Annotated in this window: 11 protein-coding genes; 5 read left to right on the forward strand and 6 right to left on the reverse strand. The window is 66.4% G+C overall.

Going from position 1 to position 13,225, the window contains the following annotated elements; translation table 11 throughout:
* Positions 1 to 485: 485 nt before the first annotated feature.
* The 4 genes from VGC13_RS17455 to VGC13_RS17470 are packed head-to-tail and all read left to right on the forward strand — an operon-like array spanning position 486 to position 1,635.
* Positions 486 to 782, forward strand: coding sequence for a type II toxin-antitoxin system RelE/ParE family toxin (locus VGC13_RS17455; RefSeq protein ID WP_331126564.1), 297 nt, complete (start codon positions 486 to 488; stop codon positions 780 to 782).
* Entirely contained in the window at positions 779 to 1,135 is a 357-nt protein-coding gene (locus tag VGC13_RS17460) for a helix-turn-helix transcriptional regulator (protein ID WP_331126565.1), read from the forward strand. The genes VGC13_RS17455 and VGC13_RS17460 overlap by 4 nt, the downstream gene beginning before the upstream one ends.
* A gap of 42 nt (positions 1,136 to 1,177) precedes the next feature.
* On the forward strand, positions 1,178 to 1,399 hold the full coding sequence (locus VGC13_RS17465; protein ID WP_331126566.1) for a hypothetical protein: 222 nt from the start codon (positions 1,178 to 1,180) through the stop codon (positions 1,397 to 1,399).
* An 11-nt stretch (positions 1,400 to 1,410) separates the two neighbouring features.
* Positions 1,411 to 1,635: a hypothetical protein gene (locus VGC13_RS17470; protein ID WP_331126567.1), complete on the forward strand. Its 225-nt coding sequence runs from the start codon at positions 1,411 to 1,413 to the stop codon at positions 1,633 to 1,635.
* An 88-nt stretch (positions 1,636 to 1,723) separates the two neighbouring features.
* On the opposite strand, the gene VGC13_RS17475 is transcribed toward VGC13_RS17470, so the two are convergent.
* From VGC13_RS17475 to treS, 5 genes are all read right to left on the reverse strand, one after another.
* Complete coding sequence (locus tag VGC13_RS17475) at positions 1,724 to 2,263, reverse strand: CHRD domain-containing protein (RefSeq protein ID WP_331126568.1); 540 nt, start codon at positions 2,261 to 2,263, stop codon at positions 1,724 to 1,726.
* A 120-nt stretch (positions 2,264 to 2,383) separates the two neighbouring features.
* On the reverse strand, positions 2,384 to 3,079 hold the full coding sequence (locus VGC13_RS17480) for an SDR family oxidoreductase (RefSeq protein WP_331126569.1): 696 nt from the start codon (positions 3,077 to 3,079) through the stop codon (positions 2,384 to 2,386).
* A 221-nt stretch (positions 3,080 to 3,300) separates the two neighbouring features.
* The gene (gene malQ / locus VGC13_RS17485; protein ID WP_331126570.1) at positions 3,301 to 4,866 is read right to left on the reverse strand and encodes a 4-alpha-glucanotransferase; all 1,566 of its coding nucleotides are present in this window, start codon (positions 4,864 to 4,866) and stop codon (positions 3,301 to 3,303) included.
* Positions 4,859 to 6,157, reverse strand: a complete 1,299-nt coding sequence (locus tag VGC13_RS17490; RefSeq protein ID WP_331126571.1) for an alpha-amylase family glycosyl hydrolase — start codon at positions 6,155 to 6,157, stop codon at positions 4,859 to 4,861. The genes malQ and VGC13_RS17490 overlap by 8 nt, the downstream gene beginning before the upstream one ends.
* A complete protein-coding gene (treS, locus tag VGC13_RS17495; protein ID WP_331126572.1) occupies positions 6,154 to 9,429 on the reverse strand; it encodes a maltose alpha-D-glucosyltransferase in 3,276 nt (1,091 codons plus the stop codon). The genes VGC13_RS17490 and treS overlap by 4 nt, the downstream gene beginning before the upstream one ends.
* 315 nt (positions 9,430 to 9,744) lie before the next feature.
* Here treS and VGC13_RS17500 point away from each other — a divergent pair, with 315 nt between their 5' ends.
* Positions 9,745 to 10,320 carry a hypothetical protein gene (locus VGC13_RS17500; RefSeq protein WP_331126573.1) on the forward strand — a complete coding sequence of 192 codons (576 nt, stop codon included), beginning with the start codon at positions 9,745 to 9,747 and terminating at the stop codon, positions 10,318 to 10,320.
* Between the two features lie 2,670 nt (positions 10,321 to 12,990).
* Here the strand turns inward: VGC13_RS17500 and VGC13_RS17505 are convergent.
* Positions 12,991 to 13,221 (reverse strand): hypothetical protein, encoded by a 231-nt coding sequence (locus VGC13_RS17505; RefSeq protein WP_331126574.1) that lies wholly within the window; start codon positions 13,219 to 13,221, stop codon positions 12,991 to 12,993.
* Between the last annotated feature and the right edge of the window lie 4 nt (positions 13,222 to 13,225).

Raw genomic sequence — 13,225 nt, forward strand, 5'->3', positions numbered from 1 at the left:
TCAGGAGCGGACAGGTCTTCCGGGCGGGCGGCGCTACGTTCGGCGCTCGCCGGCGATGGCCATCGGGTTGAGCGACCACGTCTGGTCGTGGACCGAATTCCTCACCCTGTCGGTCTATCACTGAACAATGGGGCTGCTACCCGTGCTCTCCGCCATCTACAGATAAAGGCCTTCCAGGCTCCGCTCCACCGGATCTGAAAAGCCCCGCCCGGACACGCTCCGGGCGGGGCTTCTTCGTGCCCGCATCCGCCTCCGCCGACCACAATCTTCCGTCGCTGGCGCAGACGAATCGCCCCGTCCTCGCCAGCGTTCGCTGCTGTTTCTGGACACTCCTTGCGCAATTCGCCTCGTCCGCATCATCCTCTACTTCGTTCACTTCCAGTGAACGAAGGCACTTCCGCCAAGTTCACATTCACGTTAACTTTCCGATGCGCACGGTTTCGTTCTATCAAACCTCGAGCGGGCGTGCACCCGCGCAGGATTTCATGGACTCGCTCTCCGACAAGGAGCGCAAGAAGATCTACTGGGTGCTCAAGATCGTACAGGAAAGGGAACCTGTGCCGATACGCTATCTCAAGAAGCTCGTGGACACCGCCGGACTGTGGGAGGTCCGGGCCGAGTACGCGGGCCAGGCATTCAGGCTGCTGGGTTTTTTCGATGGTCCACTGCTCGTCATTCTGACGAACGCGTTCTCAAAGAAGACCGCCCACACCCCGTTGTCCGAGATCCAGATCGCGCAGGAGCGCCGCAGGGACTACCTGATGAGGAAAGGGAAGAGATGATCACGCTGGATTCGGTGATTGCGGAGCGGAAGGCCAATGATCCGGGCTTCGCGGAGGATTTTGACCGCGGCTACCAGGCATTCCGGTTGGGAGTGATGCTCCAGGTTGCGCGCGAGGATGCGGGGATGACGCAGGAGCAGGTGGCGCAGAAGCTGGGGACCAGGAAGTCCGCCATCAGCCGCCTGGAGAACAACGCGGGCGACCTGCGGCTCTCCACGCTGCAGAAGTACGCCGAGGCGGTAGGGCGCCGGCTGATCCTGGAACTTGCGCCGCCGGAGGCGGAGCAGAAGCCCGTGGCGATCCGCAAGCCGCGGCAATCGCCAAAGCTTGTCGCCGCCGACTCGCAGTCGTGACCTGCGCATCTCGTCTGTACGCCGCTACTCGTGGAGTGACGAATGGCTACCCCGCTCGACAAGCCGATCAAGCGCGAGCTCGAGATCGACGGCAAACCTTACATGGTCACCGTCTCGCCCGAGGGGGTGAAGGTGGTGGAGAAGGGCAAGCGGAAGGGCCACGAGCTTTCGTGGAGCGCGCTGGTCAGCGGCGACGCGGCGCTCGCGGCCGGGCTGCGCGCCTCGCTGGACGCGCTGCCGCCGCGGAAAGGAGGCGGAGCCTGAAACGCCGCCCAATGGAAGCCGTCCTGCTGAGTGACAGAGAACGCGGACTGCTGGTCCGGGCTGCGTTCAAGCATATGATGCGTCCGCCGACGCGCCACGATCACATCTACCTGTTCAGTTCCGCGGAGAACGGGCGGCGCTTGATGGAGGCAATGGAGGACGCCCGCGCGAACCGCAACCTGGTTGAATTCGAGGTGGACGAGCTGCGGCGAGAGCTGGGGCTGAAGCCTCGTTAACCGTGGTCCGGCTCGGATTGCAACGACGTACGAACGCCCCGGCGCCGAGAAAGGCCGCCGGGGCGTTCGCGTCCAGGCCGGCCCTCGGTTACATCGCTCCGCCAGCGGCGGCGGAGGGGATGGCGCCGCAGACCACGGGCGCACCGGCGTCCGCGCCAGAGCCCGCGTGGTAGGCCACGATGTGCTGGCCGTTCATCACCGTCGCCAGCGGCACCTCGATGGTGCTGGACGAACTGCCGGTTCCGTTGGCCAGCGTCACGTCCTGCAGCGGCACCACCACCGGGCCGGGCGCGTCGCAGGTGCCGGTGTGGATGTGCCCGCTGTGCGTGCTGTTGCCCTGCGCGGTCAGGTTCACCATCACCATGGTCTGCGCACCCTGTTCGGTGAACATGGCCTGGCCGGTCACGCCCGAGGTGCCCACGGCGTTCATCGTCACCGCGTTGCCCATGGGGGCGGTGCCGCCCATTCCGCTGTCCGCCGTCACGGGCGCGGTGGGCACGGCGCCGCTGTCCGGCAGCGACAGCACGGAGGTGGTGTCGTTTCCTCCCTCCGCGGCGTCATCGCCGCCGCCGCAGGCGGCCAGCGCCAAAGGAAGCGCGGCAAGAACCCAGAGCCGGGTCGTCTTCATGGGATGGATCTCCTGGTGTTGTGGGTGGGCAGCGATGCCCTGTTCACGCGACACAAGCCGCGCACGCCGGGTCAGTGCAAGGTTTGTGCAAGGTTGGGCGGCCGCGGCACCCGCGCCGGGTCAGCTTTCTCCGTAAACCGGGACAGCCGCACCGCTTACCACGCCCGAAGCGCCGGACGCCAGGAACACGATCACCCGCGCGATCTCTTCCGGCCTGGTCCACGCCTCGTGCCTGGCCTCCGGCATCGCGGCGCGATTGGCGGGGGTGTCGATGGTGCCGGGGAGCACGGCGTTGGCGCGCACGCGGCCGCGGTACTCCTCGGCGATGGCTTCCGTCAGGGTAAGCAGCGCGGCCTTGGAGACGGCGTACGCCGCGTGCCCCTTGCGCCCGGTGAGCGCCGCGCGGGACGAGACGAAGACCAGCGATCCGCCGTCCGGCAGCCGCGGGATGGCCGCGCGGGCGATCAGAAAGGCGCTGCGCAGGTTGATGGACATCATCCGGTCCCACTCGTCCACCGCCGTCTCGTGCAGCGGCGCGCCCCCCGCGTAGCCGCCGACGGTGTGGACCACGGCGTCCAGCCGCCCGCCCCAGTTGGCCGTCCGCGCAACCGCCTCGCCCGCGCCCGCCTCCGTGGCGAGGTCCGCGGGGAACCACGTCAGCCGCGCCCCGTGCCGCTGGGCGAGGCCGGCGAGCGCATCGGAGCCGCCGGACGCGTGCGTGGGGACGGCCACGCGCCACCCATCCGCCAGGAACGCTTCGGTGACGGCGCTTCCCAGCCCGCCGGCCCCGCCGGTGACCAGCACGACGCGCTCCATGGTTTTGCCTCGGGTGATCGGTGGATGGTTGGGCCCTCTCCCCCGCCGCGGGCTAAAGCCCGCGGCTGGAACGGCCATAAGCCCCGCTGGGCTCGCGGAGCTCGCCCAGCGGGGCTTCAACACCATGTTGCGCGCACGGGGCATGCCCACGCGAGCAGGTGAAGCCCCGTTTTGCGAGGAACGAGCAAAGACGGGGCGTATGGCACTTCCAGCCCCGGGTTTCAACCCGGGGTGCCGGGGTCCGGGTCGCCCGGATCCACGTCGTCGCGAGCCCCGTCGACGGACCGAGGCTCCGGCGCGCGCCCGGTCCGGCGCACGATCTCCGCCAGGCGCCGGGCCAGATCCGGCGTCAGCGCGCCTTCGCGCAGGCGCCAGGCCCAGTTGCCTTCGGCGACGCCGGGGGTGTTCATCCGCGCCTGGCCGCCCAGGCCCAGCACGTCCTGCAGCGGGACGACGGCCCAGCCGGCCTCGGACCGCAGCACCGTCTCGATCAGCCGCCAGTGCATCTCGCCGCCGCCGCCGGCCAGCTCGTCCACGGCGCTGCGCTCGTCGCGGCCGGCGTCGGCGTACCAGCCCAGCACGGTGTCGTTGTCGTGCGTGCCGGTGTAGGCGACGGCGTTGTGCACGTAGTTGCGCGGCAGGTGCGGATTCTTTGGATCATCCCCCCCGAACGCGAACTGCAGCACGCGCATCCCGGGGAGGTCCAGGTCGTCCCGGAGCGCCTCGACCTCTTCGGTGATGACGCCCAGGTCCTCGGCGATCACGGGAAGAGCGCCCAGCTCGTCGCGCACGGCGTCGAACAGCGCGCGGCCGGGGCCGGGGCGCCACTCGCCGTGCATGGCTGTCTCCTCCTCCGCCGGCACCTCCCAGTAGCTCTCGAAGCCGCGAAAGTGGTCGATGCGCACCACGTCCACCATCTCCAGCGTGCGCCGGAAGCGGTCGATCCACCAGCGATAGCCCGTTTCGCGCAGCACGTCCCAGCGGTAGAGCGGGTTGCCCCAGCGCTGGCCCGTCTTGCTGAAGTAGTCCGGCGGCACCCCCGAGACCACGGTGGGCCGCAGATCTTCATCCAGCTCGAACAGCTCCGGGTGGGCCCACACGTCCGCGCTGTCGTACGCCACGAAGATGGGCACGTCGCCCACGATGCGGATGCCGCGGTCGTTGGCGTAGCCGCGCACGGCGGACCACTGCACGTCGAACAGGTACTGCGCGTACGCGTGCCGCTCGACCTCGGTGAACAGCTGGTGCCGGGCCGCTTCGAGCGCGTTGGGATGGCGCTCGCGCAGGGGCGCGGGCCATTCCGCCCAGCAGGCGCCGCCGTGCGCGTCGCGCAGCGCCCGGAAGAGCGCGTAGTCGTCCAGCCACGCCGCCTGGTCCGCGCGGTACGCGGCAAAGTCGGCGCGCAGCTCCTCGTCCTCCGCCAGCAGGGCGTGGGAGGCGCGGACCACCTGCTCCTTCCAGCGCATCACCGAGGGGAAGTCCAGGTCGTCGTCGTCCAGGTCCGGCGCGGCGGCGGCGTCCGCGGGAAGCAGGCCGTGCAGGTGCAGCTCGGCGGGGCTCAGCAGCAGCGGGTTGCCGGCGAAGGCGCTGAGCGCGTTGTACGGCGAGCCGCCCTCGTTCACCGCCACCAGCGGCAGCAGCTGCCACAGCGACTGCCCCGCTTCGGCGAGCCAGTCGACGAAGCGGAACGCCTGCTCGCCCAGGTCGCCCACGCCGGGGCCGGGGAGGGACGTGGGGTGCAGGAGGATGCCGCTGGCGCGCGAGCCGATCGTCGCGGACTCAGGCATCGGCCGCGGCCTGCAGCGCGGGAAGCACGTACGCCACCTCGGCCCGGTCCAGCGTCACCGACGCGGGCACCGCCTCGCCGCCCTCCGGCGCGTCGTCGCGGCAGACGCGGTACAGGCGGTACGCACCCGCATTCTCCACGAACTGGCCCAGCGGCACCTCGCGCGGCTCGGCCCACACCTTGTTGATGACGATCCACCCGCGCGCGGCGCCGTCGTCCGTGCGCCGCTCCAGCACCAGCAGGTCGCCGCCGATGGGGCCCACGGGGCGCAGGTGCCCTTCGCCCTGCAGCACCGGGTGCGCCAGCTTGAGCCCGTTGACGCGGGTGATGAACGCGCGCAGGTCCCAGTGGCGGCGCTCCCAGTCCGCCGGCATGGACTCGACGACGTTCACCTGCTTGCGGAAGCCGAACTCGTAGCCCACCGGCATCATCACCCCCGCCGAGAACGCGGCCGCGAATGCGTAGCGCTGCCGCTGCACCTCCTCACGTCCGCCCGTCTCCTCCGCCAGCCGCGCGGTGTCGTGCGATTCGGGAAAGGCGATGGAGGGGGCGATGCGGCCGAACGTTTCGTGCTGGTCCAGCGCCCACCGCTCGCTGAAGTTCCAGTATTTGCTGGAGTTGAAGAAGTAGTCGAACCCCGCGGACTTGAGCTGGACCACGTCTTCCACCGGCGCGCCCAGCGTCTCGGCGAAGAAGACGACCTCGCGGTCGGCGGACTTCGCCTCGCGGATCAGAAAGCTCCACAGCTCCGCGGGCACCTTGTACGCGGCGTCGCAGCGAAAGCCCTTGAAGCCCAGGTCGATGGCCTCGCGGACGATCTGCGCCCAGTAGCGCCAGAGCCCCTCGCGGTCGTGCGTGGTGAGGTTGTCGATGTCGGCCAGGTCGCCCCAGACCGTCTTTTCGTGGGTGTCCGGATCGACCGCGTACGGGCTCTTGACCTCGCCGTTCTCCCAGACGAACCAGCCGGGATGCTGCTGGATGAGCGGCGAGTCCTTGGCGGTGTGGTTCACCACCAGGTCCATCACCGGCTTCATCCCCATCTGGCGGATCTGCCGCAGGGCGTACCGCAGCGGCTCCAGCGACGCCGGGTCGGCCCCCGCGGGAAGAAAGATGGGGTTGAGCCGGCGAAAGTCCTTGACGGCGTACAGGCTGCCGCTGAACCCGGGGTAGTGCCAGGGGTTCAGGTACAGCCACTGGAACTCCATCTCCCGCGCGCGCCGGGCGTGCTCGGCCCAGCGCGTCGTGGGGCCCACCAGGCGCGGAAACAGGTTGTAGACCAGGGGCGGCGTCACGCGCGGCCTCCCAGGATGGCGCGGATCCCTTCGACCGGCACCCACAGCCAGTCGGGGCGGTTGTTCATCTCGTAGCCCATCTCGTACACGGCTTTCTCCAGCTCGAACACGGCCAGCGCGCGCGCCAGCACGTCGGGGTCGCGGGGGATGATGTTCGATCCCTGCGCAGTGCGGACGTACGCGTTCAGGAACAGCGTGCGCGCCTCCGTCTCCCAGGCGTGCGCCCAGCGCTCCAGCGACATCTGCATCCGCAGGTCGCCGCTGCGGTACTCGTGCATGGCCATGCGCACGGCGTAGTTGAACGAGCGCAGCATTCCCGCCACGTCGCGCAGCACCGTCTGCTTGCCGCGGCGGTCCGCCAGCGGCTTGGCCGGCTCGCCCTCGAAGTCCAGCACGTACCACTCGCTGCCGCCGGGCGCGTTCTGGTTGGCGCGCAGCACCTGGCCCAGGTGGTAGTCGCCATGGATGCGGATGCGCGCCGTCTCGCCGGTCAGCGCGCGCAGGTCCTCCGCACGGTGGCGCAGGTCCGGCGCGGCGCGGACGACCTCGGCCAGCGGCCCCTGCACGGACGCGCCGAACGCGCCGGGGATGGCCTCCAGCTGCCGCCCCAGGTCCGTCAGCACCGTGTCGACCTGCTTGCGGAAGCCCTCGATGGCGCGCTGCACGTCGTCCTCGGTGATGATCTCCGGGGCGAAGGCGGGGTCGTCATCCACCGAGGCCAGCGCCAGGTGCATGCGCGCCGTGGTTTCGCCCAGCCGCTCGATGGCGGGAAAAAACTCGCCCGCCATCCGCCGCACCGCCTCGCGGCCGGTGGGGGTGTCGGGGTCCGCCGCGCTGCGGCTGGCGGCGCTCAGGTATCGATCGAGCGCCTTGAGGGCCACGCTCCACGCGTCGCCGCCGTTGGGGACGAACTCGAAGACGCCGGCCACCGCGTGCGGCTCGCCCTCGTTCGGCGTGTAGTCCAGCCAGCCGGCCAGCGCGGGAACGGAGCGGAAGCCGGCGCGCTCCACCAGAAAGCGGGTGACCTCCAGGTCCGGGTTGATGCCGCCCTCCAGCTTGCGGAAGATCTTCATCACCAGCCGCTCGTCGAACACGATGGAGGTGTTCGACTGCTCTGCGCCGATCATCCGCACCGGCCCGCGCGGCGCCTCCGCCAGCTCCACCGCGCCCGTGGTGTGCCCCGCGAACGCGCCCGTGCGCCCTTCGATGCGCTGCCCGCCGATGATGGCCTGCATCAGCGCGCCCGCCACGCGCCGGTCGCCCAGCGCCTCGTAGACGCGCGCCTCGCCGCGCAGGGTGGCGTGCGTGACCAGCGGCTCGGGTCCGGTGCCCGGCGCGGCGACGGGGTGAAAGGTGGCGGGGAGCAGGTACAGGTCCGTGCCGCCCTCGGTAAAGCGCACCTCCAGCACCGCCAGCACCACGTTCGGCGCGCGCTCGGCCTGCAGCACCCCGTGGTCGTGCAGGCAGATCTCCACCAGCTCGCGCGACTTGTCGCGGAACCAGCGCTGGCGCGGCATCCACTCGCGCGGCAGGGCGCTGAACACCTCGGCCACCGCCTGCGGGTCGGCCACCAGCTCGGCCTCCTGCCGGGCCCACTCCTCCGGCATCTGCCAGAAGTCCTCTTCGCCCGACGCGCGCACCTGCCGCAGCGCGAACCAGAAGAAGCCGTACGGGCTCAGCGTGATGGCGTACGGCGTCTCGTCCACCGGCAGGAACGCGGTCTCGCCCAGCAGCTCGATGGGCGTGTAGCCCGCGTACGCCGCCAGGTCCAGCTGCACCGCCTGCGCGCTGGCGGAGAGGTTGTTGACCACCAGGATCACGTCGCCCTGGTACTCGCGCAGGTACGCCAGGACGTGCGGGTTTTCCGGCTGCAGGAAGGTGATGGATCCGCGGCCGAACGCGCGGTGCTGCTTGCGGACGCGGACGAGGCGCTTGGTCCAGTTGAGCAGCGAGTACGGCGACCGCTCCTGCGCCTCGACGTTCACCGCCTGGTAGCCGTAGACGGCGTCGCTGATGACGGGGAGGTACAGCCGCTCCGCGTCCGCGCGGCTGAAGCCGGCGTTGCGGTCCGGCGACCACTGCATGGGGGTGCGCACGCCGTCGCGGTCGCCCAGCCACACGTTGTCGCCCATCCCGATCTCGTCGCCGTAGTAGATGATGGGCGACCCCGGCATGGTGAAGAGAATGCTGTTCAACAGCTCGATCTTGCGCCGGTCGTTGTCCATCAGCGGCGCCAGCCGGCGGCGGATCCCCAGGTTGATGCGCATCCGGGGATCGGCCGCGTACTCGCGGTACATGTAGTCGCGCTCCTCGTCGGTCACCATCTCCAGGGTGAGCTCGTCGTGGTTGCGCAGGAACATGCACCACTGGCAGTCGTCCGGGATGGCCGGCGTGCGCTCGATGATCTCCACGATCGGCTTCCGGATCCCCTGCCGCACCGCCATGAAGATCCGCGGCATGAGCGGAAAGTGGAACGCCATCTGGAACTCGTCGCTGTCGCCGAAGTACGGCCGCACGTCCTCGGGCCACTGGTTGGCTTCGGCGAGGAGGACGCGGCCGGGATACTTCGATTCCAGCCGGACGCGGAACTCCTTGAGGATGTCGTGCGTCTCGGGAAGGTTCTCGCAGATGGTGCCTTCGCGCTCGATCAGGTAGGGCACGGCGTCGGCGCGGAAGCCGTCGAGCCCGCGCTCCAGCCAGTACTCCATCACCCGGAACATGGTCTCCTTGACCTCCGGGTTGTCCCAGTTCAGGTCTGGCTGGTGGCTGAAGAAGCGGTGCCAGTAGTACTGCTGCGCCACCGGGTCCCAGGTCCAGTTGCTGGGCTCGGTGTCGGTAAAGATGATGCGCGCGTCCTTGTACAGCGTGTCGTCGTCGCTCCACACGTAGAAGTTGCGCTCCGGGCTGCCCTTGGGGGCCCGCCGCGCGCGCTGGAACCAGGGGTGGTCGCTGCTGGTGTGGTTCAGGACGAGGTCGGCGATGACCTTGAGGCCGCGCTTGTGCGCCTCGTCCAGGAACTGCTGCACCTGGTCCAGGGTGCCGTAGTTGGGATGGATGCCGTAGTAGTCGGCGATGTCGTAGCCGTCGTCGCGCAGCGGGCTGGGGTAGAACGGCAGCAGCCAGATGACGTCGACGCCCAGCCCGGCCACGTAGTCCAGCCGCTGGATGAGCCCTCCGAAGTCACCGACTCCGTCCTGCGACGAGTCCTGGAAGGCCTTGACGTGCAGCTCGTAGAAAACGGCGTCCTTGTACCACAGCGTGTCGGCGCTCAACGCGGGGCTCCCTGTGTCTGGCTCTCGGTGTCTGCTTGGTCCGCGCCCTGGGGCGGAACGTCTTCGCGGGCGCTGGCTTGCGTGGCAGGACCGGCCCGGCGGTTGCGGGCGCGGTTGCAGGAACTGCGCCGGGGGTGGGGGCAGGCGCGGGGCGAGCGCCACGTACCTTGGGTTGTCGGTTCTGCGCCGTTGCTCGATGCGTTCGGCTTGTTCTCTCGTTCGTCGCGCGCCGAATCCTTGCGCGACGACGGTGCGCGGCTCATCGTTCAGGGCTCGTAAACAAAATGGCCTTTCGGTTACTTTCAGGAGGAGCGGGTGGGATACGACAGTGCAGACGAGTGGTCGTACTGGTGCTTTATTGGATTCGCACCTGTCAGCGCAAACGAGATCGACGACTTCCGGCCGGAGCTGGTTCAGTCCCTTTTCTCGATGGTCGAAGCCCAAGCAGTGGTGGGAACCGTGTCACCACTGGATCCGCGGTACCTGATAAACCACAAAGGCGTTACGGCTTGGCATGCCTTGTACGTGCTGGCACTCATCAATGACAGGGAGGGACTTGAGGCTGTTTCAGAAGGGCGCGCAATGCTTTTGGTTCCCGGCTACCTTCGGACAAACTACTCTTCGCACGTCAATTGGCCAGAGCAACTACTCAATCGCTTTCGGCTTGAGCCCCGCGGATCTCACCCGTTTGTGTTGCCGTTCATCCTGCACAACTCGGCACCGAGGCCTCAGCAACTTCAGAGGTCACTCCGTGCGCCCGACGGAGCGCTGGAAATATGGGGTGTTGCTGAGTTCGATGTGTCAGAACCGGCGAAGCTCCTGTGGGAGGTTCAGCGGCTGGCCGAGCACATTGATCGGGAACGGGAGCAGTCCCAGGCAGCAGGTGCTTGAACGCAGGCTCGGGGTCACGCGCGAGCGAGCAAGTCATGGGCTCAGGATTGGCGACAACGCCCAGTCGTCTCTCGTGTGTCGGCGCTCACGCGTGGCTCCCTGTATCTGACTCTCGGTGTCTGCTTGGTCCGCGCCCTGGGGCGGAACGTCTTCGCGGGCGCTGGCTTGCGTGGCAGGACCGGCCCGGCGGTTGCGGGCGCGGCTGCAGGAAGTGCGCGGGGGTGGGGGCAGGGGGGTAAGGGTGGAAGCACGGTCTACATACACAACTACAAAAACGTTGACGACGTGCTGTAGGGCCTTTACCGTGGGAGTTGCTAGTCATTTTGCTTCTACGTAGCGTTTTATTCGAGGAGGAGACGATGCTCAGCTTGAGGGGAAGTCACTGCATTGCGGCCGCTACTGTTCTCACCTCGATAACTCTCACAGCATGTTCGAGTAAACAGGCTGACGTGCGCCCACGCGCCGAGCAACCTTCCGTCTTCTCACTGGAAGGCTTTGCACCTGAGTTAGAACTCATTCGGGAGCGGGCGCGAAGGCAAGGCCCACCTTCGCTGGCAGCTTTTGCAGCCCCAACGATGCGCGCGCCCCTGCTAGAGGGCGTGACCAAACCAGACTTGCTTGCCACTTTCTCTGAGGTCAGTTCGCTATTGGCACGAGTCAGCCCCGAATCGGCTGAACAGATCGTCAAGTCTGAACTCCCGAGCTTTGATCCGGTGAGACTTCGGGAATCCCGGGGGCAAGCGAACTCGGCGTATACGATTGCGGACTACGCAAGAGAAGTTGCAGCGGAACTGGGCACGATTCCGTCGTTTAGTGTCTTCGAACAAGGTACGGTTATTCCGATTACCTTAGATGACATCGAAACCCCGTCAGGGCAGCACAGTGCCCGGAGTGCTTGCGACCGGCCAGCATTGTTGGGATTGGGAAGAGAAGGGCAGTGCGTACCATACTCCAGGATCGGCCGACTGCAAGGGACCGACCCTGTCACTGGCTTAGTCAATCCCGACGTTCAATGGGTATTCATTGCGCGGAGGTACAAGATCAGAACTGATCCGAACAATCCAATCTTTGAAGATGTCGCGATCATAGGTCATAACAAGCGAACCGGAGCCACAGCTTTTTTCCAGATGCTGGATGAGAATGGAAAGAATGCAGCGCGTGTTCCGTCGCCCATGGAGCCAGCATCTCAGACTCCGTCTGGCGCACCGACCGCAGCGGAGTTTTGGCTTCTCCCGAGCCAAACCGCAGATATAGGGTGCAATAGGTGTCATGACAGTGATCCTTTTGTGCACACACCCTATATTGATCAGGTTCGTACCGTTTCCTCTACAGGTGTCAGCAGGCCTGTTGTGCCTAGTAATCCCACGGGGAAATACCGCTTTATCGGTTCGCAGGCGTTTACAGATTGGAGAGCACCGGAGCATTTCGACCTGGAGGATAACTCGTGTGTCAGCTGTCACCGGATTGGAACGCAAGCTAGTAGCGAGTCCTTCGCAAAATGGGCGACGGGAGAGGCGTCTACAATGCAGCTTTCACCAAGATATCGTAGTTATCCAAACTCGCATTGGATGCCTCCTGAGGAGGCTGAGTTCATGTCCTCGGATGACTGGAACGTCCAGTACCAGCAGAGCGTTCTTCAGTTACTCTCATGCAATCAAAATCCAGCACAAGCCGCGTGTCGCGTCAAGCCTATACCATAGCAACATTCTCCCGCGACAGGAACCTTTTAGCCCGAAAGAGTGGGGCGGGGGTGCAGCCAATTTATCAGCGATGCACCCGCGCCCATGCGTTCGCGGCTGAGATTGCCTCCCGAAGGTCTTCCCCGAACTCTAGGATTGCCTCTGCCGCGAGCGGCTCCATCGCTAACTCCTCCTCCGGCGCCACGCGCGCGAGCTTAATGCTGGAGTTCGCGATGGCCTTGAACGCGCCAGAGCGGTCCACCGGTAGCCGCGTTGATTAAACGCCGGCTTGATGTATCGTCCCGCGGGGTGAGTTGCTTGTGGCTGGCGCTGGGGTGTAAATCCCGACGGCTTCGGTAGAGCACATTGTTCATGTAAACCAAGAGGCGTGAGGACCGTGTGGATCGTGTTCAATGCGGCACTGATGATTAGCCAAACCGCTACGCCAGATACTGCCAGTGGGAGTTCTGAAGGAGGCGATTGGACTGCATGGCTACCGATCGTGATCTCTACCTTCGCGCTATTCGTGTCCAGCCTTACAGCGTACACCAACTGGCGCACTCACCGCGCTAAGAAGCCGGTCGTGGATATTGCGGTTGATGGTTTACCGCCGTACACGGACGCGGTGCAACTCACTACAATCTGTTTGAAGAACGTTGGTAGTGCAGCTACTGTGCGCGGTCCCGAAATCGAAGTTGAGTGTTCGTGGGTGCCGAGCTTTGTGCAGAGACTACGCTTGCCACACGATAACTACTGTCTCGATCCGAACGAACAAATGAGTTGGAAGGTGCGATTGGATGACTCCTTTCCATCCCACAGCAAAGTCGTTGTTCGGGTGTATGACGGAACTCGGTATGCGCACCGTGATTCTTGGGAACGGCATATTGAACTTACCCCCTCAGTGCCTACAATCTCGAACCCAGACGCAGGGTCTACTACGCTGCCGAGCACAGACCCTGCAGCAGATGCAGCGAAAGCTTAGCGGCGAAATTCAGGCGCGGCATGCCTGGTACCAATCTCTGGCGGTTGCTGCCGCTCGGCGCAGGTCATCCGCGAACTCCAAGACAGCGTCAGCCACCAGCGGCTCCATTGCCAACTCCTCCTCCGGCGCCACGCGCGCGAGCTTGATGCTGGAGTTCGCGATGGCCTCGAACGCACCGAAGCGGTCCGATAGCATCTCCAGCAGCCGCGTGGGCGACGCTCGCCGCTGAATCCCCATCATCGCT

The sequence above is a fragment of the Longimicrobium sp. genome (assembly GCF_036399255.1).
In the GTDB taxonomy this organism is placed as follows: Bacteria; Gemmatimonadota; Gemmatimonadetes; order Longimicrobiales; family Longimicrobiaceae; genus Longimicrobium.

Bases quoted from the DNA above. Each gene is read 5' to 3' on its own strand.
- VGC13_RS17455 (WP_331126564.1), top strand. From the start codon at position 486: ATGGACTCGCTCTCCGACAAGGAGCGCAAGAAGATCTACTGGGTGCTC.
- VGC13_RS17460 (WP_331126565.1), top strand. From the start codon at position 779: ATGATCACGCTGGATTCGGTGATTGCGGAGCGGAAGGCCAATGATCCG.
- VGC13_RS17465 (WP_331126566.1), top strand. From the start codon at position 1,178: ATGGCTACCCCGCTCGACAAGCCGATCAAGCGCGAGCTCGAGATCGAC.
- VGC13_RS17470 (WP_331126567.1), top strand. From the start codon at position 1,411: ATGGAAGCCGTCCTGCTGAGTGACAGAGAACGCGGACTGCTGGTCCGG.
- VGC13_RS17475 (WP_331126568.1), bottom strand. From the start codon at position 2,263: ATGAAGACGACCCGGCTCTGGGTTCTTGCCGCGCTTCCTTTGGCGCTG.
- VGC13_RS17480 (WP_331126569.1), bottom strand. From the start codon at position 3,079: ATGGAGCGCGTCGTGCTGGTCACCGGCGGGGCCGGCGGGCTGGGAAGC.
- malQ (WP_331126570.1), bottom strand. From the start codon at position 4,866: ATGCCTGAGTCCGCGACGATCGGCTCGCGCGCCAGCGGCATCCTCCTG.
- VGC13_RS17505 (WP_331126574.1), bottom strand. From the start codon at position 13,221: ATGATGGGGATTCAGCGGCGAGCGTCGCCCACGCGGCTGCTGGAGATG.